General features: G+C 76.1%; 25 protein-coding genes. 7 read left to right on the forward strand and 18 right to left on the reverse strand.

Annotated features, from left to right (window positions below; genetic code table 11):
* Positions 1-19 precede the first annotated feature (19 nt).
* From BLQ97_RS20935 to BLQ97_RS20990, 12 genes are read right to left on the reverse strand one after another with little or no spacing between them, the layout of a single operon-like run.
* The gene (locus BLQ97_RS20935) at positions 20-2839 is read right to left on the reverse strand and encodes an FAD-dependent monooxygenase (RefSeq protein ID WP_091368508.1); all 2820 of its coding nucleotides are present in this window, start codon (positions 2837-2839) and stop codon (positions 20-22) included.
* Positions 2836-3183 carry a putative quinol monooxygenase gene (locus BLQ97_RS20940; RefSeq protein ID WP_245692562.1) on the reverse strand — a complete coding sequence of 116 codons (348 nt, stop codon included), beginning with the start codon at positions 3181-3183 and terminating at the stop codon, positions 2836-2838. The genes BLQ97_RS20935 and BLQ97_RS20940 overlap by 4 nt, the downstream gene beginning before the upstream one ends.
* On the reverse strand, positions 3180-4418 hold the full coding sequence (locus BLQ97_RS20945) for a beta-ketoacyl synthase N-terminal-like domain-containing protein (protein ID WP_091368510.1): 1239 nt from the start codon (positions 4416-4418) through the stop codon (positions 3180-3182). The genes BLQ97_RS20940 and BLQ97_RS20945 overlap by 4 nt, the downstream gene beginning before the upstream one ends.
* Entirely contained in the window at positions 4415-5722 is a 1308-nt protein-coding gene (locus BLQ97_RS20950; RefSeq protein WP_091368512.1) for a beta-ketoacyl-[acyl-carrier-protein] synthase family protein, read from the reverse strand. Before BLQ97_RS20950 ends, BLQ97_RS20945 begins: the two co-directional genes overlap by 4 nt.
* Positions 5719-6141, reverse strand: a complete 423-nt coding sequence (locus BLQ97_RS20955; RefSeq protein WP_091368515.1) for a cupin domain-containing protein — start codon at positions 6139-6141, stop codon at positions 5719-5721. Before BLQ97_RS20955 ends, BLQ97_RS20950 begins: the two co-directional genes overlap by 4 nt.
* Positions 6138-7097 carry an ACP S-malonyltransferase gene (locus BLQ97_RS20960; RefSeq protein ID WP_091368518.1) on the reverse strand — a complete coding sequence of 320 codons (960 nt, stop codon included), beginning with the start codon at positions 7095-7097 and terminating at the stop codon, positions 6138-6140. Before BLQ97_RS20960 ends, BLQ97_RS20955 begins: the two co-directional genes overlap by 4 nt.
* Positions 7094-7594 carry an SRPBCC family protein gene (locus tag BLQ97_RS20965; RefSeq protein WP_091368521.1) on the reverse strand — a complete coding sequence of 167 codons (501 nt, stop codon included), beginning with the start codon at positions 7592-7594 and terminating at the stop codon, positions 7094-7096. Before BLQ97_RS20965 ends, BLQ97_RS20960 begins: the two co-directional genes overlap by 4 nt.
* Positions 7595-7623: 29 nt before the next feature.
* Positions 7624-7887: an acyl carrier protein gene (locus BLQ97_RS20970; RefSeq protein ID WP_091368523.1), complete on the reverse strand. Its 264-nt coding sequence runs from the start codon at positions 7885-7887 to the stop codon at positions 7624-7626.
* A complete protein-coding gene (locus BLQ97_RS20975; RefSeq protein ID WP_175471854.1) occupies positions 7854-9362 on the reverse strand; it encodes an acetyl-CoA carboxylase biotin carboxylase subunit in 1509 nt (502 codons plus the stop codon). The genes BLQ97_RS20970 and BLQ97_RS20975 overlap by 34 nt, the downstream gene beginning before the upstream one ends.
* The gene (gene accB, locus BLQ97_RS20980) at positions 9359-9862 is read right to left on the reverse strand and encodes an acetyl-CoA carboxylase biotin carboxyl carrier protein (RefSeq protein WP_091368525.1); all 504 of its coding nucleotides are present in this window, start codon (positions 9860-9862) and stop codon (positions 9359-9361) included. Before accB ends, BLQ97_RS20975 begins: the two co-directional genes overlap by 4 nt.
* 3 nt (positions 9863-9865) lie before the next feature.
* Positions 9866-11620, reverse strand: coding sequence for an acetyl-CoA carboxylase carboxyl transferase subunit alpha (gene accA, locus BLQ97_RS20985; RefSeq protein WP_091368528.1), 1755 nt, complete (start codon positions 11618-11620; stop codon positions 9866-9868).
* Positions 11621-11646: 26 nt separating this feature from the next.
* Complete coding sequence (locus tag BLQ97_RS20990; protein ID WP_091368531.1) at positions 11647-11973, reverse strand: TcmI family type II polyketide cyclase; 327 nt, start codon at positions 11971-11973, stop codon at positions 11647-11649.
* A gap of 388 nt (positions 11974-12361) precedes the next feature.
* On the opposite strand from BLQ97_RS20990, the gene BLQ97_RS20995 reads away from it, so the two are divergent.
* The 3 genes from BLQ97_RS20995 to BLQ97_RS21005 all read left to right on the forward strand — a co-directional run bounded on the left by BLQ97_RS20995 (position 12362) and on the right by BLQ97_RS21005 (position 15061).
* Entirely contained in the window at positions 12362-13111 is a 750-nt protein-coding gene (locus BLQ97_RS20995) for a LuxR C-terminal-related transcriptional regulator (protein WP_091368534.1), read from the forward strand.
* 187 nt (positions 13112-13298) lie between these two features.
* Positions 13299-14138: a LuxR C-terminal-related transcriptional regulator gene (locus BLQ97_RS21000; protein ID WP_091368536.1), complete on the forward strand. Its 840-nt coding sequence runs from the start codon at positions 13299-13301 to the stop codon at positions 14136-14138.
* A 164-nt stretch (positions 14139-14302) separates the two neighbouring features.
* Complete coding sequence (locus BLQ97_RS21005) at positions 14303-15061, forward strand: acyl-CoA thioesterase (protein WP_091368539.1); 759 nt, start codon at positions 14303-14305, stop codon at positions 15059-15061.
* A gap of 19 nt (positions 15062-15080) precedes the next feature.
* Here BLQ97_RS21005 and BLQ97_RS21010 read toward each other — a convergent pair whose 3' ends face one another.
* A complete protein-coding gene (locus BLQ97_RS21010; protein WP_091368541.1) occupies positions 15081-16235 on the reverse strand; it encodes an acyl-CoA dehydrogenase family protein in 1155 nt (384 codons plus the stop codon).
* Positions 16232-17098 (reverse strand): HTD2 family dehydratase, encoded by an 867-nt coding sequence (locus tag BLQ97_RS21015; RefSeq protein WP_091368543.1) that lies wholly within the window; start codon positions 17096-17098, stop codon positions 16232-16234. Before BLQ97_RS21015 ends, BLQ97_RS21010 begins: the two co-directional genes overlap by 4 nt.
* Before the next feature lie 72 nt (positions 17099-17170).
* On the opposite strand from BLQ97_RS21015, the gene BLQ97_RS21020 reads away from it, so the two are divergent.
* Positions 17171-18247: an alkene reductase gene (locus tag BLQ97_RS21020; RefSeq protein ID WP_091368546.1), complete on the forward strand. Its 1077-nt coding sequence runs from the start codon at positions 17171-17173 to the stop codon at positions 18245-18247.
* Positions 18248-18281: 34 nt separating this feature from the next.
* Here the strand turns inward: BLQ97_RS21020 and BLQ97_RS21025 are convergent, their stop codons facing one another.
* Complete coding sequence (locus BLQ97_RS21025; RefSeq protein WP_245692563.1) at positions 18282-19475, reverse strand: sensor domain-containing phosphodiesterase; 1194 nt, start codon at positions 19473-19475, stop codon at positions 18282-18284.
* Between the two features lie 188 nt (positions 19476-19663).
* Positions 19664-20497, reverse strand: a complete 834-nt coding sequence (locus tag BLQ97_RS21030; protein WP_217637301.1) for an SDR family oxidoreductase — start codon at positions 20495-20497, stop codon at positions 19664-19666.
* A gap of 154 nt (positions 20498-20651) precedes the next feature.
* Between BLQ97_RS21030 and BLQ97_RS21035 the strand changes: the two genes are divergently transcribed.
* On the forward strand, positions 20652-21209 hold the full coding sequence (locus BLQ97_RS21035; RefSeq protein ID WP_091368558.1) for a hypothetical protein: 558 nt from the start codon (positions 20652-20654) through the stop codon (positions 21207-21209).
* Positions 21210-21218: 9 nt separating this feature from the next.
* The gene (locus tag BLQ97_RS21040) at positions 21219-22139 is read left to right on the forward strand and encodes an oxidoreductase (protein ID WP_091368560.1); all 921 of its coding nucleotides are present in this window, start codon (positions 21219-21221) and stop codon (positions 22137-22139) included.
* Between the two features lie 7 nt (positions 22140-22146).
* Here BLQ97_RS21040 and BLQ97_RS21045 read toward each other — a convergent pair whose 3' ends face one another.
* Positions 22147-22806 (reverse strand): response regulator transcription factor, encoded by a 660-nt coding sequence (locus BLQ97_RS21045; RefSeq protein WP_091368563.1) that lies wholly within the window; start codon positions 22804-22806, stop codon positions 22147-22149.
* Positions 22803-23945 carry a sensor histidine kinase gene (locus BLQ97_RS21050; RefSeq protein ID WP_091368564.1) on the reverse strand — a complete coding sequence of 381 codons (1143 nt, stop codon included), beginning with the start codon at positions 23943-23945 and terminating at the stop codon, positions 22803-22805. The genes BLQ97_RS21045 and BLQ97_RS21050 overlap by 4 nt, the downstream gene beginning before the upstream one ends.
* Positions 23946-24135: 190 nt before the next feature.
* Here BLQ97_RS21050 and BLQ97_RS21055 point away from each other — a divergent pair, with 190 nt between their 5' ends.
* Positions 24136-25011 (forward strand): ABC transporter ATP-binding protein, encoded by an 876-nt coding sequence (locus BLQ97_RS21055; RefSeq protein WP_091368567.1) that lies wholly within the window; start codon positions 24136-24138, stop codon positions 25009-25011.
* The last annotated feature ends 14 nt before the right edge of the window (positions 25012-25025 follow it).

A 25025-nucleotide genomic window follows, 5' to 3' on the forward strand; every position in this document is an offset into this window, starting at 1 on the left:
GGCTCCTGGGGGGTGGGGGTCACGGGGCGAAGACGCCGGCGAGGTGGTCGAGGAGGGCGCCCTCGTCCAGGGGGCGGCTGCGGAAGCCGACGTGGCCGTCGGGGCGGACCAGGTGGGCCGCCGTCCCGGCGCCCGCGGTGCCGTAGGCGGCGGCGAAGGTGCCCTCGGCGTCGCGGACGACGGGCAGGTCGACGAGGAACGGCACCCGGGCGTCCGGGGCGGCGACGAGGTAGGCCGCCACCTCGCCACGGGTCTGCTGCCGCACCGCGACGGCGAGCTTCTCCAGGTCCGCCACCTGCTCCTCGGACGCGCCGGCATCCGCCGACAGCAGCAGCGTGGAGCGGGTGCCGCGGGTGAGGTCGAACAGCCGCAGGGGGTGCGCGACGCCGAAGCGCCGCAGCCCGTGCACGTCCGGCGCGCGGTGCCCGGGCTCGGGCCCGGCGGGGAAGCCGCCGGGGGCCGCCTCGCCCACCAGCGGGCTGCCGGCGTAGTTCATGGTCATCTGCATCTCGAGCAGGAACTGCGCCTTCTCGTCGACCATGTCCATCTCGTCGGTGAACGCGATGGCCACGGCCCGGTCGACGATCATCTTCCCGGCGGGCCGGCGCTCGGCCTCGTAGCTGTCGAGCAGTCCCGGCGCGGCCAGCCCCCGGACGGCGAGGGCGAGCTTCCAGCCGAGGTTCCAGGCGTCCTGGATGCCGGTGTTCATGCCCTGCCCGCCGGCCGGGGGGTGCAGGTGCGCGGCGTCGCCGGCGACGAACACCCGTCCCTCGCGGTAGCGGTCGACGATGCCGTGCTTGATCCGGAAGATCGACGACCAGCGCAGGTTGCTCGCCGTCGTCCCCTCGGGGCCGAGGTCGTCGATGGCGGCCTGGATGTCGGCCAGCGTCGGCGGCTCGTACTCCTGCCAGAACCCGGGCGGGACGACGCCGGAGCCGACCGCGTCCTGCCACCGCTGCGGGGCCAGGGTGGCGATCCGGTAGCGGTTGCGGCCCTTGAGCGGGACGCAGACGAGCATGCCGGTGAAGTCGTCCTCGTTCTCGATGCGCACGAAGCGCACCAGGTGCCCGGCCGGCAGGTCCCAGTCGACGTCGACGTCGCCGAGCATGAACAGCTGCGGGAACATCGACAGCCCGCCCTCGAAGGCCAGCCCCAGCCCGGAGCGGACGGCGCTGTGCGCCCCGTCGCAGCCGACCAGGTACTGCGCCCGGGTGGTCTCCTCCTCGCCGGAGGCGTGCCGCAGCCGCGCCGTGACGCCCTCGTCGTCCTGGGTGAAGGCGACCAGCTCGACGCCGCGCTCGACGACCACACCGAGGGAGGCCAGCCGCGCGCCGAGCAGCCGCTCGGTCTCGTACTGCGGGAGGCCGAGGTGGGCGTAGGGCAGCTCGTCGAGGCCGGCCCAGTCGACCTGGTGGGTCTGCACGCCGTTGACGAAGACGGTCTGGCCGTACAGCCAGATCCCGGCGTCCATCGCCTCGGTGACGATGCCCTGGTCCTCCCAGATCTCCATCGTCCGGCAGTGGATGCCGATGGCCTTGTCCGCCTGGGTGGACGCCTCGGGGCGCTTGTCCACGACGCGGACGGCGACGCCGCGGCGGGCCAGCTCGATGGCGTGGGTGAGGCCGGCCGGGCCGGCGCCGACGACGAGCACCTCGACCGTGCGGCCGGTGGTGCGCGAGGCGCCCGCGAGGTCGGCCGGCACCGGCAGCGCCGCGGCGGCGGCCGCGTGCCCGTCGTCCGGCTTCTCGACGAACTCCTGCACGCTCGCGCTGGGCACCGTGGTCACCGGCGGCCCGGCCACCACCTCGAGGTCGGGCTCCGGCGCCACGGGCACGGCGGCGGGCACGGGAGCGGGCGCCGCCGACGGCGGCTCGGGGCGCACGCGCAGCGCGAACACCCGGCGGTCCTCGCCGCGGGCCAGCCAGCGGCCCAGCGGCCCGGCGGCCCAGTTGGCCGGCTCCGCCGTCCAGTCGGTGAAGTGCTGCTCGGACTCCCACTCGGCGACCACGTGCCAGCGCCGGCCGTCGGCCTCGCGCAGCAGCTCCTCGCGGGCGTGGCCGGGGGCGCTGCGGGCCAGCTGCGCGGCGGCGAGGTAGGCCAGCTCGAAGGCCTCCTGCTCCCACGGCTCCACGGTGACGGCGGAGTCGACGCGCACCCGCGCCACCTCGACGTCCCCGCCGGGCGGGGACAGCGGCGGGAAGTCCTCCTCCGGGTCGGTCCGCTGCCGGATCTCGAGCACCTCGCGGCGGAACTCCACCGAGTGCCAGCGGGCCAGCGGCGCGCCGGCCGCCATGTGCGAGGGGTCCTCCACCCACGCGACGAAGTCGTCCTCGGACTCCCACTCGGCGAAGATGTGGTACCGCAGGCCGCTCGCGTCGCGCAGCAGCTCCTCCCGCACGTAGCCGCGCGAGTCCCCGATCCGCTGGGTGACCGTGGTGTACGCGCGCTCGAAGGCCACCTGCTCGCCGGGCGCGACGCTGGTGGAGAAGTCGATGCGCACCGGCCGGCGCGGCTCGGTCGCCTGCGTGGCCAGCACCGTGACCGTCTCGCGGGCGGTGTCCTCGCGCAGGTCGCGCAGCGCCGCGGTGAGGACCTCCCGCGCGGCGCTGCCCTCGAAGGCGTCCGCCGCCGCCCGGTCGGTCCAGTCGCTGACGAAGCCGTACCAGCGCGGGTCGTCGGCGTCGCGCACCAGCTCCTGGCGCAGGACGCCCGGCACCCGGGCGACCGCGGCGGCGGCCTGCCGCCAGGCCGCCGCGAAGGCGTCCTCGCAGCCCTCCCGGGCGCGCACCCGCAGGACCGTCCGCACGGCGGCGGCCCTCCCCGTGCCCGGTGCCGTCATGCCCGGGCCTCCACCGGCCGCCCCGCGCCGGGGACGACGGCCAGCACCTCGTAGGTGTTGCGGGCGGCGTCCTCGCGCAGGTCGCGCAGCGCCTCGGTGAGCGTCTCCCGGGCGCTGCTGCGGCCGAACCCGTCGACGGCGGCACGGTCGGTCCAGTCGCTGGTGATGACGAACGTGCGCGGGTCGTCGGCGTCGCGCACCAGCTCCTGGCGGATGTTGCCCGGCACGCGGGCGATCTCGGCCGCGGCCCGGCGCCAGGCCGCCTCGAAGGCGGCCTCGCAGCCCTCCCGCGTCCGCATCCGCAGCATCGTCCGGACGGCGGCCCGCTCCTCCGGGGCGCTCACGCCGTCGCCCCGGCCGGGTCGCGGCGCAGCACCAGGCTGCTGTTGAAGCCGCCGGCGCCGCGGGCCAGGACCACGACGGTCCGCAGCTCCTGCACGCGGGTGGCCTGCACGAGGTCGACCCCCGGTGCCCCGACCGGTTCCTGCAGGTGGGCGGTGCCGGGCACGATGCCGTCGCGCATGGCCAGCAGGGCGGTGGCCACGTTGAGCGCCGACCCGCCGGCCATGAGCCGCCCGGTCCACGACGACGGCGCGGTCACCGGCACCGGCGTGCGGCGGCCGCCGAACACCGCCCCGATCGCGGCCAGCTCCAGCGCGTCGAGCTCCGGCGTGCCGGCGCCGTCGGCGACCACGAGGTCGACCTCGTCCGGCGAGACGCCGGCGTCGGCGAGCGCCAGCCGGATCGCGCGGGCGTACTGCGCCGCGTCGGGGGCGGGGTCCTCGTGGTGGTGGGCGTCGTGCGTGGCGCCGTAGCCGGCCACCTCGCCCCACACCCGCCGGGCGCCGCGGGCCCGGGCGGCGCCGGGCTCCTCGACCAGCAGGATGGCCCCGCCCTCGCCGACGACGTGCCCGTTGGCCCGCCGGTCGAAGGGCAGGTAGGCCTCCTCGGGCCGGGTGGCCGTCGACAGCCGGCCGCTGGTGGCCTGGCAGAGCAGCGCGTACGGGCACATGCCCGCCTCCGTGCCGCCCACCAGCACCGCCGGCGTGCCCCGCCGCGCCACGCGCCGGGCCCAGCCGATGCTGTCCAGCCCGCCGGCGCCCTCGCTGACCACCACGCCGGAGGGCCCCTTGTAGCCGTCGCGGATGGACACCTGACCGGTGCTGGCGGCGTAGAACCAGGCGATCGACTGGTAGGCGCCGACCGCCTTGGGCCCCCGCGCCCACAGCCCCTGGATCTCGTGCTGGCTGAACTCGTTGCCGCCGGAGCCGGAGGCGAGGAACACCGAGGTGGCGTAGACGTCCTCCGGCGCGGTGTAGTCGGCGTCCTCCGCGGCGAGCGTGGCCGCGGCCAGCGACATCCACGTCCAGCGGTCGGTCTGCACCTTCAGCTGCGGCGCGACGTGCTCGTCGGGGTCGAAGCCGCGGACCTGCCCGGCCAGCGAGATGCCGTAGACCGAGGGGTCGAAGCCCTCGATCGGGCCGATCGCGTGCTCCCCGCGCAGCAGCGACTCCCAGTGCGCCTCGACGCCGACCCCGGTCGGGGCGACGACGCCGAGGCCGGTCACGAGCAGGCTCATTCGGTCCTCCGGGTGGGGCTGGCCAGCACGATGGCCGACTGGAAACCGCCGAAGCCGCTGCCCACGGACAGGGCGACGTCGACCTTCTGCTCCCGGGCGACCTTCGGCACGTAGTCGAGGTCGCACTCGGGGTCGGGCACCTCGTAGTTGGCCGTGGGCGGCAGCACGCCCCGCTGCACGGCCAGCGCCGTCGCGGCGATCTCGATGGAGCCGATGGCGCCCAGCGAGTGGCCGACCATCGACTTGATCGAGCTCATCGCCACCCGGTCGGCCGCCGAGCCGAGGCTCTTGTGCACCGCCGCGGTCTCGTGCCGGTCGTTCTGCTTGGTGCCCGAGCCGTGCGCGTTGACGTAGCCCACCTCGGCGGGGTCGATCCGGCCCTGGTCGAGCGCCTGGTCGATCGCCTCGGCCATCTCGGTGCCGTCGGGCTTGAGGCCGGTCATGTGGAAGGCGTTGCAGCGGCTGGCGTAGCCGGTGACCTCGCAGTACACCTCCGCGCCGCGCCGCCGCGCGTGCTCGAGCTCCTCGAGCACCAGCACCGCCGCGCCCTCGCCCATGACGAACCCGTTGCGCCGCGCGTCGAAGGGCTTCGAGGCGTGCTCGGGGTCGTCGTTGCTGTCGGTGGTCGCCCGGATGGTGTCGAAGCAGGCCATCGAGATCGGTGAGATGGGCGCGTCGCTGGCGCCGGCGATCACGACGTCGGCGTCGCCGTCCTCCACCAGCTGGCTGCCGTAGCCCACCGAGTCGATGCCCGAGGTGCAGCCGGTGGAGACCACGGTCGCCGGGCCGTGCGCGCCGAAGCGCACCGCGAGCTCGGTCGCGCCGCAGCTGGGCACCAGCGCGTGGGCGAGGAAGCGGGAGGCGTAGCGGGGGTCGACCAGCCAGTGCTTGCCGGCGTCGCTGACCGACACGTACTCCTGCTCCAGCCGCATGGTCGCGCCGACCGCCGTGCCGAGGGTGACGCCGACCCGGTCGGGGTCGGGCGCGTCCACGGCGTCGCTGCCGGTCCCGCCGACGCCGAAGCGCAGGCCGCTGTCGGCGACCGCCTCGTCGGCGGCGACCAGCGCCATCTGCACGAACCGGTCGTTGCGGTGGACCTCCTGGGCGGTGAGGCCCAGCTTCCGCCCGTCGAAGTCGACCTCCGCGGCCACCTGCGAGCGGAAGCGCGCCGGGTCGAAGAAGCTGATCCGGCGGGTCGCCGTCCGGCCGGCGGTGATCATCTCCCAGAAGCCCTCGCGGCCCATCGAGCCGGGGGCGACCACCCCGATCCCCGTGACGACGACCCGCCGCCGTTCGGCGCTCACCGCACGCCCGGGGGGAGCTCGGTGTCGACGTGGCCCAGCTCGGGCCGCGGGGCCAGGGGCCCGCACAGGAAGACGAAGAACGCCGTCGTCGAGGTGTCGTTGACGATCCGGTGCTTGACGCCGATCGGGATGTGCACGGCCGACTCGGCGGTCAGCCGCCGCTCCTCGCCGTCGAGGGTGACCGAGACGTCACCGCTCTGGCAGTAGAGGAACTCCTCCGAGTACGGGTGCCAGTGCTCGGTGACGACCTCGCCCGGCTCGAGCGTGAGCGTGCCCATGAAGCCGGCGGTGGAGCCGACGCTGGCGGGCGAGAGCAGGACGCGGATGTCGCCGCCGCGCCGCCGGTTGGGGGCGGTGTCGGCGCGGGACACCGTGGGCCCGAGGCGCACGGCGCTCGGGGCGTGCTGGATGGTGGTCATGACTGTCCTCCGGTGGGGGTCGGGCCCGCGATCGCGGGTTCCGGCCGGTCGGTCGGGATCGGAAGGTCGGGCCCGGCGGCGTGCAGCACCGGGAGGTCGGGGGCGACCTGGCGGACGAGCGGGCCGAGCAGCGGGACGGCGGCCACCTCGACCACCGCCGTGGCGCCGGCGGCGGCCAGCGACCGGCAGGTGGCCTCCCACTGCACCGGCGAGGTGAGGTGGGCGCGCAGGCACCGGGCCAGCTGCCCGGGGTCGCGGGTGGGCCGGCCGTCGGCGTTGGGCACCACCGGCACCTCGGGTTCGGACCAGTCGAGGTCGGCCAGCGCCGGGCCCAGGTGGCGGGCGACCGGCTCCATGAGCGGGCCGTGGCAGGCCGCCCGCCCGGGGAGGCGGACCAGGTCCAGGCCGGCGGCGAGCACGGTCTGCCGCGCCCGGGCCAGCTCCTCGCAGGTGCCGGAGAGGACGACCTGGGCCGGCCCGTCGAACTCGGCGACGCCCAGGGTGCCCCAGCCGCCGACCTCGGCGACCGCCGCGCGGGCCACCTCGCCGGCGCCCGGGCCGACGACGGCGGCCATGCCCGCGCAGGACGGGCGCGGCGAGAGGGACAGCAGCTCGGCCCGCCAGTGCACCAGCTCGACCACCTGGTCCAGCGGCAGTGCCCCGGAGGCCACCAGCGCGGCGTACTCGCCCACGCCGTGCCCGGCGACGGCGACCGGCCGCAGGCCGCGGGCGACGAGGCTGCGGTAGCCGGCGACGCCGGTGACCACGACCTCGACGTGCGCGGCCACCGGGTCGCTCAGGTTGAGCGGGTCGCGCCACCACTCGGCGACGTCCCGCCCGACCAGCGCGGAGGCCTCGTCGGCCACCTGCCGGGCGGGCTCGTCGCCGAGCCAGGCGTCCAGCGTGCCGGCGCGCGCGCCGCCCTCCCCGGCGAGGACGACCGCGGCCCGGGTCACGTCGTCGCCTCCGTGGCCCGACGGGCGGCCGCCTCCACCTTCTCCTTGATGATCCCCATCTGGATCTTGGAGTTGCCGTCGATCCGGCGGGTCATCCCCTCGGTGTCGATCGGCGCCTGGGGCCGCATGCGGAAGTCCTGCACCCACCGCATCCGGGTGCCGGACCCCTCCCGCTCGTAGCTCCAGAAGATGTCCATGAACTCGAAGGGGCCGGGCTCCACGCGGCGGGCGCGGACGGTGTGGGTGGCCGGGTCGAGGGTGCGCTCGGACACCCAGCTCCACACCTTCCCGTTCTCGTCGGGGTGCATCGAGAGCCGGAAGCGGAAGTAGGTGTCGGTCTGCTCGAGGATCTCGATCTCGGCGTACTCGGTGAACAGGTCCGGCCAGGTGGCCAGGTCGTTGGTCATCCGCCACACGAGCTCGAGGTCGGCGTCGATGACGATCGCGTTGTCGGTGTGGCCGGCGGTCTCGGTGCCCGGCTCGACGGTGCTGCTCATGAGGGCCTCCTGCTGGTGGTCGGGCCGGCTCAGGCCATCCCGGCCCGGTCGGTGACGGCGGCGTTGACCGTGTCGACGATCTCGCCGAACGTGTAGAGCTCCGGGTTCTCCTCGGGCATCTCGGCGCCGTAGCGGTCCTGCAGCGCGGTCTGCATCGACAGGAAGGCCAGCGAGTCCAGGCCGATGTCGCTGAACCGGGCGTCCCGGTCGGTGGTCCGCGCGTCGGCGGGCAGGCCGGCCTTCTCGGACAGCAGCGCCATCAGGTCGTCGAGAGTGAAGGTCGTGGCGGACACGGGATCTCTCCTTCGGTGGAGCGGTCCGGCCGCGGGTCCGCGGTCGGGGTGGGGACGAGCTGGAGCCCGCCGCGGGAGGCCGGCAGGCCGGGTGCGGCGGCGTCGAGGGAGGCCGCGCGGGCGAGCACCGCGGGCAGGCAGCGGTCGAGGAACTGCACGTCGTGGCGGTCGGCGACGACGTCGGGGTCGCGCAGCAGCGCGCGGTGCAGCGCGATCGTGGTGTGCACGCCGGGGCCCTCGACCCGCATCTCGGCCAGCGCCCGGTCCATCCGGCGGATGGCCTGGTCGCGGTCGGGCGCCCAGACGACGAGCTTGCCCAGCAGCGAGTCGTAGTCGGGGCTGACCGTGTCGCCCTGGCGGTAGCCGGTGTCGAACCGGGTCCACGGCCCGTCGGGCACGTGCAGCACCTCGAGCCGGCCCGGGGCGGGGGCGAAGCCGCGGGTGGGGTCCTCGGCGTTGATCCGGCACTCGATCGCCGCGCCCCGGGGGACGACGTCCTCCTGCCGCAGCTGCAGCCGCCGGCCCGCGGCGACGAGGATCTGCTCGCGCACCAGGTCGACGCCGGTGAGCAGCTCGGTGACCGGGTGCTCGACCTGGATGCGGGCGTTCATCTCCATGAAGTACGCCGCGCCCGTGCCGTCGACGAGGAACTCCATCGTGCCGGCGCCGGTGTAGCCGACCGAGAGCGCGCCGTGCACCGCCAGCCGGCCGAGCTCGGTGCGCTGCTCGGGGGTCAGGTGGCCGGCCGGGCCCTCCTCGAGCAGCTTCTGGTGCCGCCGCTGCAGGGAGCAGTCGCGCTCGCCGAGGGAGATGCCGTTGCCGTGGGCGTCGCACAGGACCTGCACCTCGACGTGCCGCGCGCCGGACAGGAAGCGCTCGACGTAGACGGTGGGGTCGCGGAAGACCGCGCGCGCCACCGCCCGCGTGGTGGTGAAGGCCTCGTCGAAGTCCTCCGGCTCGCGGACGACGGTCATCCCGCGGCCGCCCCCGCCGGCGGCGGCCTTGACGATCACCGGGTAGCCGATCTCGTCGGCGATCGCCCGCCCCTCCTCGGCCGTGCGCACCGGCTCGACCACGCCGGGCAGCAGCGGCAGCCCGGCCTCGGCCATGAGCCGCCGCGCGGTCGCCTTGTTGCCCATCTGCTGCATCACCGCCGGGGGCGGGCCGACGAAGGTCAGCCCCTCGGCGGCGCAGATCTCGGCGAAGTCGGGGTCCTCGGAGAGGAAGCCGTAGCCCGGGTGGACGGCGTCGGCTCCGGCGCGCAGCGCCGCCTCGACGATGTTCGGCACGTGCAGGTAGCTGCGGCGCGGCGCCGGCGGCCCGATGTGCACCGCCTCGTCGGCCATCGCGACCACGGCCGAGTCCCGGTCGGAGGTCGAGTGGACGGCGACCACCTCGATGCCGAGCTCCCGGCAGGCGCGGGCGACCCGGACGGCGATCTCCCCGCGGTTGGCGATGAGCAGGCGGTCGATCACCGCGGACCCCCGGCCGGCCGCAGCACCAGGAGGACCTGGTCGTACTCGACCGACTCCGCGTCGCCGACCAGCACGTCGGCGACCACGCCCGCCTCGTCGACGACGATCGGGTTCATCAGCTTCATCGCCTCGACGATCCCGACGGTCTGGCCGGGCTCGACCTCGTCGCCGACCCGCACGAAGGGGTCCGCGCCGGGCGAGGGCGCCGTGTAGAAGGTGCCGACGAGGGGGGAGCGGACGGCGGTGCCCTCCGTCTCCGCCGGGCCCGCGGCGACGGGTGCCGGCACCACCGCCGCGACCGGGACGACGGCGGCGGCCGGGGCCTCCGCGGGACCGGTCGCCCACTCGACCTCGACGGCGCGGTCGCCGTCGCGGACGGTCAGCCGCCGCAGCCCGCCGGGCAGGTCCCGGGCGAGGGCGACGACCTCGTCGTGCAGGTCGCGGACGTCGTCGACGGCGTCGGGGCCCGCACTCCGGGCCGAGAGCTCGCTGGTGGCCATCGGTCAGCTCCCCACGGGCTGCAGCGGGCGGCCGTCGTCGCCGCTGATGCGGGCCAGGCGACGGGTGCGGGTGTCGAGCAGGGTGGCCGCGTCGAGGCGGCAGACGTCGTCGAGCTCGCGGACCAGCGCCCGGCGCAGCAGGCCGGCCGCGGCGAGCGGGTCGGTGTGCGCGCCGCCGGGTGGTTCGGGGACCACCGCGGTGGCGATCCCGGCCGAGCGCAGGTGGGCCGCGCCCAGCCGCATCGCGCGGGCCGCGGTCGGGGCGGCCACCGCCGTCCGCCAGAGGATCGCCGCGCACCCCTCCGGGCTGATCACCGACAGGAAGGCGTTCTCCATGACCAGCAGCCGGTCGGAGGTGCACAGCGCCAGCGCGCCGCCGCTGCCGCCCTCACCGGTGACCACCGAGACGACCGGCACCCGCAGGCGGCTGCTGCGCAGGATCGCCTCGGCGATCGCGTGCGACTGGCCGCGCTCCTCGGCCTCGGGGCCGGGGTGCGCGCCGGGGGTGTCGACCAGCGTGACGACCGGCAGGCCGAAGGACTCGGCGTGGTCGAGCAGCCGCAGCGCCTTGCGGTAGCCCTCCGGGTGCGGCATCCCGAAGTTCCGGGCCACCCGCTCCCGCACCGTGTGCCCCTTCTCGTGGCCCAGGACGACCACGCGGCGCCCGCCGATCGCGGCCACCCCGCCGACCACGGCGGGGTCGTCGGCGAAGACGCGGTCCCCGTGCAGCTCGACGAAGTCGTCGAAGGCGGTGTGCAGGTAGTCCAGCGTCGTGGGCCGCTCGGTCACCCGGGCCCGCTGGACGACGTCCCACGGGTCGGCGTCGGTGTCGTCGAGGTCATCGGTGTCGGTGTCGGCGTCGGGACCGTCGTCCTCGGCGACCGCCGGCGCGTCGGCCGGGTCGTCGTCGCCGCGCGCCTCGGGGGCGGGTCCGGCGCCGTGCAGGGCGAGCAGCCGGACCAGCAGCGGCCGCAGCTCCGCCCGGCTCTCGACCCGGTCGACCAGGCCGTGGCTCATGAGGAACTCGGCGGTCTGGAAGTCGCGGGGGAGCTCGGCGCGGATCGTCTCCTGGACCACCCGCGGCCCGGCGAAGCCGACGTGCGCACCGCGCTCGCCGACCAGGATCGAGGCCAGCGTGGCGAAGGACGCCGACACCCCGCCGTAGGTGGGGTCGGTGAGGACGCACACCGACAGCAGCCCGGCCTCGCGCAGCCGGCCGAAGGCGCAGCTGACCCGGGCCATCTGCAGCAGGGAGAACACGCCCTCCTGCATCCGGGCGCCGCCGCTGGCGCACACGGTGACCAGCGGCAGGCCCCGCTCGAGGGCCAGCTCCGCGGCGCCGCTGACCCGCCGGCCGACCTCGACGCCCATCGAGCCGCCGAGGAAGCCGAAGTCCATGACGGCCAGGACCACCTCGGCGCCGCCGATGCGGGCGGTGCCGACGACGACGGCCTCCGACTCGCCGGAGCGGCGCTCGGCCTCCGCGAGCCGGTCGGGGTAGTCGCGCAGGTCGGTGAAGGCCAGCGGGTCGGGCGCGCTCGGGGCGAAGTGGGTCTCGGCCCAGCTGCCGGGGTCGGCGAGCAGGTCGATGCGGGCGCGGGCGCCCAGCCGCAGGTGGTGGTCGCACTCGGGGCAGACGTGCAGGTCCCGGTCGAGCCGCTTGCGGTAGAGCAGCCAGCCGCAGGCGGGGCAGGAGACCCAGCCGCCCGGGGGCTGCGGCGCGGGGACCGGTGGTGCCGGGGTCGCCGAACGTGTCATCAGTTGCCTCCTCGCCACCCGCGCGATCACTCGGGGGACGACGTCCAGTGGTAGAAGCGGCGGGCCATCGCGTCCTGCGGCGAGCGCCAGCCGGGGTCGTAGGCCTCGATGAAGGGCTTGAGGTCCTCGCTGACGGCGCGGAAGGCCGGCAGCGACTGGGCGATGCGCATCGCCTCGGCGGCGGGCCGGTCGAAGTCGACCAGGTGCACGTAGATGCCGTGGAACTGGTAGAGCGAGCGGCGGAGCACCCCGATCTCGTGCGGCGCCGAGGTGGCGTCGTGCCGACCGAAGGCGGCGGCCACGTCCTCGGCGTGGTCCGGCGCCATCCGCGCGATGATCATCGTCTGGTCCACGGGACATCCCTCCGTCGTCCGCCTCCCCGGGGGACCCGGGCGGGGTGCCGACGACGCTAGGAACGCGGTGCGCCCCGGTACACCGGCCACGCGTCGGGATCCGGCGCCCACCCAGAGGGGGAGGGCCCTCCGACCCCGGACGGCGGGCGGGCGCCGGCACCGTACGAACGGCCTGGTCAGGTCCGCTCCGGGGAGGGGCAACCCCGACCTGCAGACCTGCCGCTCCCGCTCCGGGGAGGAGGCGCAGGCACGACCCGGGTATGAACTCGCCGGTCGACCCGCCCCCGCAGCGCCGTTCGGATGGTCAGCGACCGGCGGAACCCCTAGTTTTCGGCTCCTGACCTGCCAGCTCGCGCCTCGGGCGCCGGAGGGGAGCGGAGCAGACCGGATGGGTGGACCGCAGTGGGACGTCCCCGGTGCCCCCGTGTCCGGAGCCGGGCCGTCCGGGGCCGGGCCTCCCGGGGCCGGCCCGCCGGTGCGGGTGCTGGTGTGCGACGGCCACGACGTGCTGCGGCACGGCCTGCGCACCGTGCTGCGCCGGGCGCCGGACCTGGTGGTCGTGGGTGAGGCCGCCGACGTCGACGAGGCGCTCACGCTGGCCGCCGGCGTGACCCCCGACGTCACCCTGCTCGGCCTCGACACCCGGCGGACCGCGGTGCAGGAGCTGGTGCGGACCCTGAGCCGCACCGGCAACCGGGTCGTGCTGCTGGGTGAGGCCGTGGCGGGCAGCGACGTCGTCGAGGTGCTCAAGGCCGGCGCGCGCGGCTACGTGCACGCCGCGGTGACCTCGGTGCGGCTGGTCGAGGCCGTGCGGGCGGTGGCCCGCGGGGAGACCGTGCTCGACGCGTGCGTCGCCGGTGAGCTGCTGCACCGGCTCGACGGCGACCAGCGCCCGGAGGACGGCCCGGCCCACAACCCGCTCACCGCGCGGCAGCAGGCGGTCGCCGAGCTGGTCGCCGAGGGACTGACCAACGCCGAGATCGCCGACCAGCTCCGGGTGAGCCGGGCGACGGTCAAGGGCCACATCACCGTGGCGCTGCGTCGGCTCGCCCTCCGTGACCGCACGCAACTCGCCATCCACGTGCACAGAGCGTCACGACGCGGGGGTGGCCGCAGCATCCTGCCGGCTGAGGGCTGAAGGGGTCGCGCACCGGCATCCGTGGTGGTACACCGCTCCCTCGACGGATCCTGGACGAATGCTGGGAGAAAACTGCGCACGACATGGTCGTGCACCGTTACCCTCGGTGGGGTCCGGAGCAGACGGACGGGTGTCGGAGGGGTCGGCGTCGGGGCGCGGGGGAGCGCCGAGCCGCCGGGGGGACGACATGGACCACGAAGGACTCGCACCGCACACGACGATCTCGGGCCTGCGACAACGCGAGCCCGGCCAGACGGGTGGGCGTCCCATCACGAACGAGACGGCGCGGCCGCCACTGCCGCGGCGGCCGGTGCCGCCGCACGGGCCCGCGCGCCGCGCACTGCCGCGCCCGCACGCCGGGCACACGCCGACGAGCCTGGTCTGCGTCCTGCTCTGCGAGGACCAGGAGGTCTTCCGGATCGGGATGCGCGAGGTGCTCGAGGCCCAGCCGGACATGGCGGTGGTCGCCGAGACCACACACCTGCCCGAGGCGCTGGAGGCGGCCGACGGGTGCCGCACGCAGGTCGTCGTCGTCCGGCAGGGGCTGGTGGCCGGCGCGGCGCTGCCGCTGCTGCGCACGCTGTGCTCGCGGGACACGGCGGTGCTGGTGCTCGCCGAGCCGGGCACGGAGTCCGAGCCCGAGGTGGTGGAGATCCTGCAGGCCGGCGTCCGCGGCTACCTGCCGCGCCGGTCGGACGCGCAGCGGCTGGTCGACGGGGTGCGGGCGCTCGCTCGGCACGAGGCGGCGCTGGACCCCTCGGCCACCGACCAGCTGGTGCAGTACCTGACCGACCCGCAGGCCCGCCCGGCGCCGGCGGTGCGGGCGCTGGACCGGCTCACCGAGCGCCAGCGCGAGGTGGCCGAGCTGGTGGCGCAGGGGCTGAGCAACGAGGAGATCGCCACGCGGCTGTTCCTGAGCCTGGCCACGGTCAAGAGCCACCTGACCGCCTCCATGCGGCGCCTGGACGTCCGCACCCGGACGCAGCTGGCCATCCTGGTCAACCGCGACTCCTCGCCCGCCGCCTGAGGTCCGTCGCGGGCGGACGGGGCACCTCCTCCGGAGGTCGCGTCCCGCCTCCTCCGGAGGTCGTGCCCCGTCCTGTGACGCAGCGGTCAGTTGGATAACCGTACCGACTGCGCTAATCTCCCCGTGACCGGTTGGACATCCCAACCGAGGACTGAGGAGGACCCGTGGACGTCGCCGCCGTGCTCGACCCGCCTGCCCGCGTGCTCTCGTTCGACCCGACCTGGCGCTCGTTCACCAGCACGCAGGGCGGCCTGGTGGTGGGCTCCCTGCTCGCCGCCGCGGCCGCGGCCACCGGGTCGCCGCCCCGGACGGTGACCGCGCACCTGCTCGCCGCGGTGGTGGCGGACACCGAGGCCGCCGTCGAGGTCGTCCCCGACCGGACCGGCACCACCGGCAGCGTCCGGGCCACGCTGAGCCAGGAGGGCCGGGTGCGCGCCGTCGCCCAGGTGCTCACGCTCGCGCGCCCGTCCTCACCGGTGAGCGAGGCGGTGCCGCCGGTCCCCGGGCCCACCGTGCGCGAGGGTGTGCCGTTCGCGCTGCCGCGCGACTTCGTGCCGGTCGCCGAGCACACCGAGATCCGGGCCCTCGGCACCTCCCGCCCGCTGGCCGGGGGTCCGGAGCCGCGACTGCACGCGTGGGTGCGCGTCGACGGCGGCCTCGAGCCGCTCGTGCAGCTCGGTGTGCTCGCCGACGCGCTGCCGCCGGCGCTGTTCGCCGTCCGCACCACCCCGGCGGTGATGCCCACGGTGGAGCTGACCGCGCACCTCGCCGGCCCGCTCCCGGCCAGTGGCGACTGGGTGCGCGTCGACCAGCGGCTCGCCTGGACCGACGCCGACCTCGCGGTGGACGACGCCGAGCTGCGCACGGTCGACGGCGCCCTGGTGGCCCGGGTCCGCCAGACCCGCCGGCTGCTGTCCCGCTGACCTCCCGCGGCGCTCCCGCTCAGCCGAGGCCGCCCCGGGCGACGAGCTGGCGGGCGATCACGTCGCGCTGGATCTCGTTGGTGCCCTCGCCGACGATCATCAGCGGCGCGTCGCGGAAGTAGCGCTCGACGTCGAACTCGGTGGAGTAGCCGTGGCCGCCGTGCACGCGGATGGCGTCGAGCGCGATCCTCATGGCCGTCTCGGAGGCGAACAGCTTGGCCATGCCGGCCTCCAGGTCGCACCGCTGCCCGGTCTCGTAGCGCTCGGCCGCGTGCAGCACGAGCTGCCGGGCGGCGGTGAGCGAGGTGGCCATGTCGGCGAGCAGGTTGCCCACCGACTGGTGCTGCCAGATCGGCCGCCCGAAGCTCTCCCGCTCCTGGGCGTAGCGCAGCGCGTCGTCGAAGGCGGCCTGCGCGACGCCGACGGCGCGGGCGGCGACCTGGATCCGCCCGGTCTCCAGGCCGGTCATCATCTGCGCGAAGCCGCGGCCCTCCTCGCCGCCGAGGACGGCGTCGGCCGGTGCCCGGTACCCGTCGAAGACCAGCTCGCAGCTCTCCACGCCCTTGTAGCCGAGCTTGGGCAGGTCCTTCGACACGGTCAGCCCCGGGCCGTGCTCGACCAGCAGCACCGACACCCCGCGGTGCCGCGGCTGCGCGTCCGGGTCGGTCTTGCACAGCAGCGCGACGAGCTGCGAGCGGCGGGAGTTGGTGATCCAGGTCTTCGCGCCGTCGACCACCCAGCCCTCGCCGTCCCGCCGGGCGACGGTGCGCATCGCCTGCAGGTCCGACCCGCCGCCGGGCTCGGTGAGCGCCATCGTCGCCCGCACCTCGCCGGTGGCCATCCGCGGCAGCCAGCGGTCCTGCTGCTCTCGGGTGCCGAAGGCGACCAGCAGCTTGGCGACGACGGTGTGCCCGCCCATCGCCCCGGCCAGCGACATCCACCCGCGGGCCAGCTCCGCGGTGACCTGCGCGTAGCAGGGCATCGACACGGGCGCCTCGCCCCACGGCTCCGGCACCGCCAGGCCGAAGACGCCGAGCTCCTTCATCCGCTCGACGAGCGCCTCGGGGTAGGTGTCGGCGTGCTCGAGCTCGCGCGCCACCGGGCGCACCTCGCGGTCGACGAAGGCGCGCACCGTGTCGACGACGGCCTGCTCCTCGGTGCTCAGCGCGGTCATCGGGCTCCTCCCGTGAGCAGTGCGGTACCGGTGATCGACGACGGCTGCCCGACCGCGGCGGCGGACAGCTCGAGCCGGTCGCCGTCGGCCCGACCGCCCGCGCGGACCGGCGTCCCCGCGAACGCCGGTCGCGTCAGCCGGTGGGTGAAGGAGACGACCGCCCGGTCGGGGACGTGCCGCCGCGGCACCTCGAGCAGCAACAGCGCCAGCAGCGGGCCGTGCACCACGAGCCCGGGGTGGCCCTCGACCCCCGTGGCGTAGGGGCGGTCGTAGTGGATGCGGTGCGCGTTGTAGGTCAGCGCGCTGAAGCGGAAGAGCAGCGCCTCGTCGGGCCGCAGCTCCACGCCGGGGCCGTCGTCGGCGGGGGCGGGCGTCCCCGGCCCGGCCGGGGCGGGGGAGGAGCCGCCCGCCTGCGACCGGTAGACGACGTCCTGCTCCTCGGTGACCAGCAGCCGGCCCTCCTCCCGGTGCTCGCTGCGCACGGTGACCAGCAGCATCTCCCCGCTGCGGCCGGCCTTGACCTCGCAGCGGGCCAGCGACGACGTCCGCTCGACCACTGCGCCCACCCGCAGCGGCGCGGTGACCTCCAGCCGGCCCCCGGCGATCATCCGGCGGCGGTGCGGCAGCGGCGGGAGGAAGTGCCCGGCGCGCGGGTGGCCGTCCTCACCGAGGTCGGCGGTCGCGGGGTGGTCGAGGAAGCTGAACCCGTGCCAGCCCGGGGGCAGCGGGTCCCCGTCGGCCAGCGGCGGGGCGGGCTGGTCGAGCAGCGCGGCGAACGCGGCGGCCGGACCGGCCCCGATGCGGGCGGTGGTGGTCACCGGCCCCGGCGACCAGCCCTCGACGGCGGAGGCGAGCGGCGTCACCGGGCCATCCTGCCGCCTGTGAGCCCGGCCGCACCGGGGAATGGTCCGAGCCCGGGCGGTGTCGCAACCTCCGTGGACCTCTTCTCACCCGTGATCCTGGGCGACGTCGAACTGGCCAACCGCGTCGCGATGGCGCCGCTGACCCGGATGCGGTCGGGGCAGGCCGGCGTCCCCGGTGACCTCGTCGTCGACTACTACGCGCAGCGCGCCTCGCTCGGCCTGATCGTCACCGAGGGCACCTACCCGCACATCGAGGGCAAGGCGTTCGTCGGGCAGCCCGGCATCGTCACCGACGAGCAGGTCGAGGGCTGGCGCCGCGTCGCCGACGCCGTCCACGCCCGCGACGGCAAGGTCTTCGTGCAGGTCATGCACGGCGGCCGGGTCACCCACCCCGACGTCAACGGCGGCCACCGGGTGGTCGCCCCCAGCGCCATCGCGATCGACGGCGCCGGGCACACCGAGAAGGGCAAGCAGCCCTACCCGGTGCCGCACGCGCTGACCACCGACGAGGTGCGCGCGACCGTGCAGGACTTCGTGCGCGCCGCGCAGCGCGCCGTCGAGGCCGGCCTGGACGGCGTGGAGATCCACGGCGCCAACGGCTACCTGCTGCACGAGTTCCTGTCGCCGGCGGCCAACGTCCGCGACGACGAGTACGGCGGCTCGCCGGAGAACCGTGCCCGCGTCGTCGTCGAGGTGGTCACCGCGGTGGCCGAGGCGATCGGCGCGGGCCGTGTGGGCCTGCGGATCTCCCCCGAGCACGGCATCCAGGACGCCCTCGAGCCCGACCGCGCCGACGTGCTGGCCACCTACGGCACCCTCGGCGACCAGCTGCGCCCGCTGGGCCTGGCCTACCTCTCGGTGCTGCACCGCGAGCCGGCCGGCGACCTGGTGCAGGAGCTGCGGCGGCGCTTCGACGGCCCGCTGATGGTCAACAGCGGCTTCGGCTCGGTGACCACCCGCGAGGAGGCCGTGGCGCTGATCGACTCCGCGCACGCCGACGTCGTCGCCGTGGGCCGGGCGGTCATCGCCAACCCCGACCTGGTGGAGCGCTGGGCGGGGCAGCACCCGGAGAACGAGCCGAGGGCGCACCTGTTCTACAGCTCCGGCCCCGAGGGCTACACCGACTACCCGGCGCTGCGCGCCGGCTGACGCCCCGCGCGCGGACGGCGTCCCTCGCCCCCCGTCAGGAGGCGAGGGACGCCGCGGGCACCGTGCCGGCGTCGGCGAGCACGTCCGCCGGCGCCGGGCGGCCGAACAGCCAGCCCTGCCCGTCGTCCACCCCGAGCGAGCGCAGCACGGCGTGCTCGGCCGGGGTCTCCACGCCCTCGGCGACCACGACGACGCCCACGCCGTGGGCGAAGTCGACCAGCGACCGGGCGAGCCGGGCCAGCACCGGGTCGGTGTCGACGCCGCTGACGATGCTGCGGTCCATCTTCAGCACGTCCGGGGCGGTGACCACGATGTGCCGCAGGCTGGAGAACCCGGCGCCGACGTCGTCGATCGCCAGTCGCATGCCGGCCGCGCGCAGCGGGGCCAGGACGGCCTCGAGGGCGGCGTAGTCCTCGACCGGGTCGTGCTCGGAGAGCTCGAGGACGACGCGGTGCAGCGGCAGCCGGGCGAGCAGCTCGCCGCAGGCCGGCGTCAGCAGGGTCTGCGGCGAGAGGTTCACCGACACGTAGCCGGACACCCGGTCCAGCAGCGTCGCGGCGCGGGTGAGGGCGAGCAGCTCGAGGCGGTCGCCCTCGCCGACGCTGTGCGCCTCCTCGAAGACGACGTCGGGCCCGCGGCCCCACTCGGCGGGGAAGCGGCTCAGGGCCTCGGCGCCGACGCGGGCGCCGGTGCGCAGGTCGACGATCGGCTGCAGCACCACCTCGGGACCGCCCCCGGCCACGACCGGGGCCAGCCGGCCGTTGATCTCCGCCTGCCGCTCGGCCCGGCGCACCTCCGGCTCGATGACCAGGGCCGCGGCGTCGGCGAGCACCTCGACCAGGGCCTGGTCGCGCGGCGAGACCTCGGGGTCGGTGGTCAGGCCGAAGGCGCAGAAGGTGCCGTAGACCGCGCCGTCACTGAGCACGACGGGCGCGCTGACGTGCGCGCGGATCTGCGGCAGGTCGGCCGGGTGCAGGCGCACGGCCTCCGGGACGCGCCGGACGTCGGGCATGACGCGGGGCAGCCGCCCCTCGACCACGGCCAGGCAGAACCCGCTGTCGCGGGGGCCCGAGTAGCCGGCGCGGAACTCCGCCACCGCCGAGTCGACGACCTGCACGGTCCGCGCGGTGTCGTCGATCCGGCTCAGGAACGCGACGCTGAGGTCGAGCTTGCTGCGCGCCGTCCGCAGCAGCCGCTCGACCTGTCGCGCGGCCTCCGAGCACTCCACCTGCACGCGTCCTCCCCCGTGGACGTCCCGTCCCCCGACCGGCACGGCGCCGCGTCCCGTCGGCAGACGGGATCGTTCCGCTCATCATCCACGAGGGGTGATGTGGACCTCACTGTGCGGTATCAGAGGCCGTCCTGTCGCGCCCGCCCGGCGTGCCGCGGTCGCGCCACGCCGGGCGGGGGCGGGCGTCAGGCCGTGCTGCCGCCGTGCGCGGCGACGGAGACCGGCTCCCAGGCGCGCCAGGTGGCCAGGCGGGACTCGTAGTCGCGGGTGGCGATGGCGAGCGGGCCGTCGCCGAGGAAGACGCGCAGCGGCGGGTCCTCGGCGTCGACGATCCGGAGGACCGCCTCGCGGGTGGCCACCGGGTCGCCCGGGTTGCCCGCGCGGGCCCGCCGCTGCTCGGCGGCCTCCTCGCGGAAGGTGTCGTAGGCCGGGTGGGGGGTCGCGTGCCTCGCCGAGGCGCCGCCCCAGTCGGTGGAGTACGCGCCGGGCTCGATGATCGTCACCTTCACGCCGAAGCCGGCGACCTCGGCGGCGAGGGACTGGCTGAGCGCCTCCAGCGCCCACTTCGAGGCGTTGTAGATGCCGATGTTCGGGAACGCGCTGATCCCGCCGATGCTGCTGACCTGCAGGAGGTGGCCGGAGCCCTGCTCCCGGAGGTACGGCAGGGCGGCCTGGGTGACGAACAGCGCGCCGAAGACGTTGGTGTCGAACTGGGCGCGTGCCTCGGCCTCGGAGACCTCCTCGATCATGCCGAACTGGCCGTAGCCGGCGTTGTTGACCACGACGTCGAGCCGGCCGAGGTGGCCGTGGGCCCGGGCCACGGCGGCGAGGACGGCCTCCCGGTCGGTCACGTCGAGCCTGAGCGGGAGCAGCCGGTCGCCGAACCGCGCGACGAGGTCGTCGAGGGTCCGCGGGTCGCGGGCGGTGGCGGCGACGGCGTCGCCGCGCTCCAGGGCGGCGGTGGTCCACTCGCGGCCGAAGCCGCGGGACGCGCCGGTGATGAACCAGGTCGTGGGCACGGGTGCTCTCCTCCGACGGGGGTCGCGGGCAGGCGGGTGCCGTCGTCGACGGCGCGGCGCCACTGACGCCACCAAGGACGGCGTGCCGGGATCTGTTCCGCGGCCGTGCCGGTGCCGCGGACGGCGGGGCATCCTGGGGCGGGGGAGGTGTGGCATGGACCTCGACGACGTGGTCCCGGTGCCCGACCACGTCACCCGCCAGTCGCGGGTGATCGACGCGCCGCCGTCCGTGGTCTGGGAGGAGCTGCACCGGCTGCGGCTCTCGTCGCTCCCGGTGACGCTCCTGCTCGGCGCCGTGCGGGCGCTGCCGGTGCTGCTGGCGGGCAGGGGGCGCCGGCGGGGCGGCCTGGACCGGACCTTCCTCGACGTGGTGCCCGTCCCCGAGCTGGCCTCCGACCCGCCGTCGCACGTCGTCTTCGGGGGCGTGCTGCAGGCCTGGCGGCTGAGCGGCGGCCGGCGCCCGCCGGTGCTGGACGCGGCCGGCGTCCGCGAGTGGTCGGAACCGGGCTGGGTCAAGGCCGCGATGGAGTTCCGCCTGACGCCGGCGATCGGAGGGACGCGGCTGAGCTGCGAGACCCGGGTGGCCGCGACCGACGCGGCGACGCGGCGGCGGTTCGGCCTCTACTGGCTCGCCGTCCGGCCGGGCAGCTCGGCCATCCGGTGGGAGCTGCTCACCGCCGTCGCCACGCGGGCGGAGGCCCGCGCCGGGTAGGACTCCCGCGTGCCCTGGACCGAGCGCGACGTCCCCGACCTGACCGGCCGGACGGCGGTGGTGACCGGCGCGAGCGGCGGCCTGGGCCTGCAGACGGCGCTGGCGCTGGCCCGCGCCGGTGCGCACGTGGTGCTGGCCGCGCGGGACCCGGCGCGGACGGAGGCCGCGGAGGCGCGGATCCGGCTGAGCACCCCGGCGGCGTCGCTGGAGGTGGTGCCCCTGGACCTCGGCGACCTGTCCTCGGTGGCGGCGGCCGCGCGCCGGGTGCGGGGCCGGCACGAGCGGGTGGACCTGCTCGTGAACAACGCCGGCGTGATGGCGCTGCCGCGGCGGACGACGGTCGACGGGTTCGAGGAGCAGCTCGGCGTCAACCACCTGGGGCACTGGGCCCTGACGGCGCTCCTGCTGCCGGCGCTGCTGGGGGCGCCGGCCGCCCGGGTGGTGACGGTGACCAGCACGGCCCGGCACCGGGCGCGGCGGCTGGACCCGGCCGACGTCCACCTCGAGCGGGGGTACGGGCCGTGGAGCGCGTACGCGCGGTCGAAGATGGCCAACCTGCACTTCGGCCTGGGCCTGCAGCAGCGGTTCGCCGCGGCCGGTGTGGCGGCGGCCAGCCTGCTCGCGCACCCGGGGCTGACGAACACCGACCTGCAGGCTGGCGCCGTGCGCGAGGGCGGCGCCGGCCGGCTCGGGCCGGTGTTCGAGCTGCTGACGGCGCGGTCGGGGACATCGCCGTTCGAGGGCGTCCGGCCGCAGCTGCGGGCGGCCACCGACCCGCGGGCGCGGGGCGGGGAGCTCTACGCGCCGCGGTACGGCTCCCGCGGTCCCGCCGTCCGCCGGCCGGTGCTGCGGCGGTGGCGGCTGCAGGAGCAGATCGACACCCTGTGGCGGGTCTCCGAGCGCGAGACCGGCGTCCCGCTGGAGGTCTGACGCCGGCTCAGCCCTCCAGGAGACCGGCCTCGTGCGCGAGGATGGCCGCCTGCGTCCGGTTGGCCAGGTCGAGCTTGGCCAGCAGCCGCGAGACGTAGGTCTTCACGGTGGCCTCGCTGACGAACAGCCGCCTCGCCAGCTCGGCGTTGGACTCCCCGCTGCCGAGCAGCTGCAGCACCTCGCGCTCGCGGTCGGACAGCTCCCGGATCCGCCGCAGCGCCTGCGCCCGGCGCGGCGCGGCGCGGCGGTCCACGTAGGACTCGATGAGGGTGGCGGTGACCTTCGGGGACAGCGTCGCGGTGCCGTCCGCGACCGCGCGGACGGCGGCGGCGATCTCCCGCGGCGGCGTGTCCTTGAGCAGGAAGCCGGCGGCGCCGGCGGCCAGCGCCGCGTACACGTACTCGTCGGCGTGGAAGGTCGTGAGGACGGCGACCTGCGGCGGGTCGGGCAGCGCGAGGATCTCGCGCGTCGCCGCCAGCCCGTCCTTGCGCGGCATCCGGACGTCCATGAGGACGACGTCCGGCCGCAGCTCCTGGACGGCGCGCACCGCGGCGAACCCGTCGCCCGCCTCGCCGACCACGGTGAACTCGCCGGCCGCCTCGAGCACGGTCCGCAGCCCGAACCGCACCAGCTCCTCGTCGTCCACGAGCAGGACGGCGATCGTCACGCCGGGATCACCGCCTCGACCAGGAACCCGCCGTCCAGGCGGTGCTCGGTGCGCAGCCGGCCGTCCAGCGTGCGCACCCGCTCGCTGAGGCCGACGAGACCGAAACCGCCGCCGGCACCGCGCGCGGCGGGCTCGGTCGGCGTCCCGTTGACCACGCGGAGGACGAGCCGGTCGGGCTCGCGGGAGACGTCGACGTGCACCGGGGCGCCGGGCGCGTGCTTGCCGGCGTTGGTCAGCGCCTCCTGCACGACGCGGTAGGCCGCCCGGGAGACGGCGGGCTCGACCGGGGCGGCGTCTGCCGGGCGACCGGTCAGCTCCACCACCATCCCGGCGGCGCGGCACTCCTCCACCAGCCGCTCGAGGTCCTCGAGGCCGGGCTGCGGGGTGAGCGGCGCGCCGTCGTCCTCCCCGTCGCGCAGCACGCCGACCGCCTGCCGGAGCTCGTCGAGCGCCTGCCGGCCGGCCAGCTGCACGTGGCAGGCGAGCTGCTCGACCCGCCCCCGGTCGGCGGCGGCCATCTCGATGGCACCGGCCTGCAGCACCATGAGGCTCACCCGGTGGCCGACGGCGTCGTGCATCTCCCGGGCGATGCGGGCCCGCTCGGCGGCGATGGCCTCGCGCGCGAGCAGCTCCCGCTCGGCCTCGGCCCGCTCGGCGCGCTCGGTGAGTGCCGTCATCAGGTCGGCGCGGGCGCGCACCCAGGCGCCGATCGTGCCGGGCAGCAGGACGACGAACGCCGCCCCCGCCAGCCCGCTGACGACGTCGCCGAGCGAGCCGCCGGTCCACAGCTGGCTGACCGCGACCGACCCGGCGACCCCGGCGACGGCCCGGGCGGGCCAGCCGGCGGTGTAGCGGCCCACCGCGTAGGCGCCGAGCGGGATCGCCCCGCCGACGGCCGGGGCGACGGCGCCCACGGCGGCGGCCGCGAGGAAGGGGACCAGCGGTGCACGCCGGCGCAGCAGGAGCAGCAGCAGGCCGACGCCGACCGACGCCGTGGTCGTGACGGAGAGCGGCACCGGGGCGGGGCCGGACGTCCACTGGACCGCGCCGACGCTGAACGCGCCGAGGACGGCGAGGAGGACCTCGAACCAGACGCTGCGCGTGGACAGGCCCGGCCACAGACGCGCGCGGAGCCCCATGGGGCAGCAGCGTAGGGCGGTGTCCGCACCGTGCGGGTCGGCCGCGGGATGACCCCCGACGTCACCTTTCGGATGACGAGCCGTAGCCGTCCGACCAGCGGGTTCGAGGCTCCCGGCGGACGCGGACGACGGGCCCGCCGCGGTTCTCTGTGCATCACCACCACAGCAGGACGAGGCGAGGAGCCCAGCGATGATCACGGTCAGCGGACTGACCAAGGACTACGGCGGCCGGAGGGTCGTCGACGACGTGTCGTTCGAGCTGGAGCCCGGCACGGTGACCGGGTTCCTCGGCCCGAACGGCGCCGGCAAGAGCACGACCATGCGGATGGTCACGGGCCTGGTGCCCGCGTCGTCCGGCACCGCGCTGGTGGCCGGCCGGCCCTACGCGGAGCTGCCGAACCCGGGTGCGGTCATGGGCACCCTGCTCGACGCGGCCGCGGTGCACCCGGGCCGCACCGGCCGGACCCACCTGCGGCTGCTGGCCTCGACCATCGGCGTGCCCGCCTCGCGGGTCGACGAGGTGCTGGAGACGGTCGACCTCACCGCCGCGGGCGGTCGCCGGATCGGCGGCTACTCGCTGGGCATGCGGCAGCGCCTCGGCATCGCCGCCGCCCTGCTCGCCGACCCGCCGGTGCTCATGTTCGACGAGCCGGCCAACGGCCTGGACCCGGAGGGCATCCGCTGGATGCGCGACCTCCTGCGCGGCCACGCGGCCCGCGGCGGCACGGTGCTGCTGTCGAGCCACCTGCTCGGCGAGGTCGAGCACACCGTCGACCGCCTGCTGGTCATCGGCGGCGGCCGGATCGTCGCCGACGGTCCCATCCACGAGCTGCTGGCCGGTGACGGGACGGCGGTGCGCGCGGCCGACCCCGCGTCCCTCGCGACGGCGCTGTCGTCCGCGGGCCTCGAGGTGCAGCACCGCGACGGCGGCGTCCTCGTCGTCCCCGGCGCCACCCCGCAGCGGATCGGCGCGCTGGCGGCCGCCGGCGGCCACGCCCTGATCGACCTGCGGCCCTCCGAGCAGGGCCTGGAGGAGCTGTTCTTCCAGCTCACCGACGCCGCCTGACCCCACCCCCCCAC

This window comes from Geodermatophilus telluris (assembly GCF_900102745.1).
GTDB lineage: Bacteria > Actinomycetota > Actinomycetes > Mycobacteriales > Geodermatophilaceae > Geodermatophilus > Geodermatophilus telluris.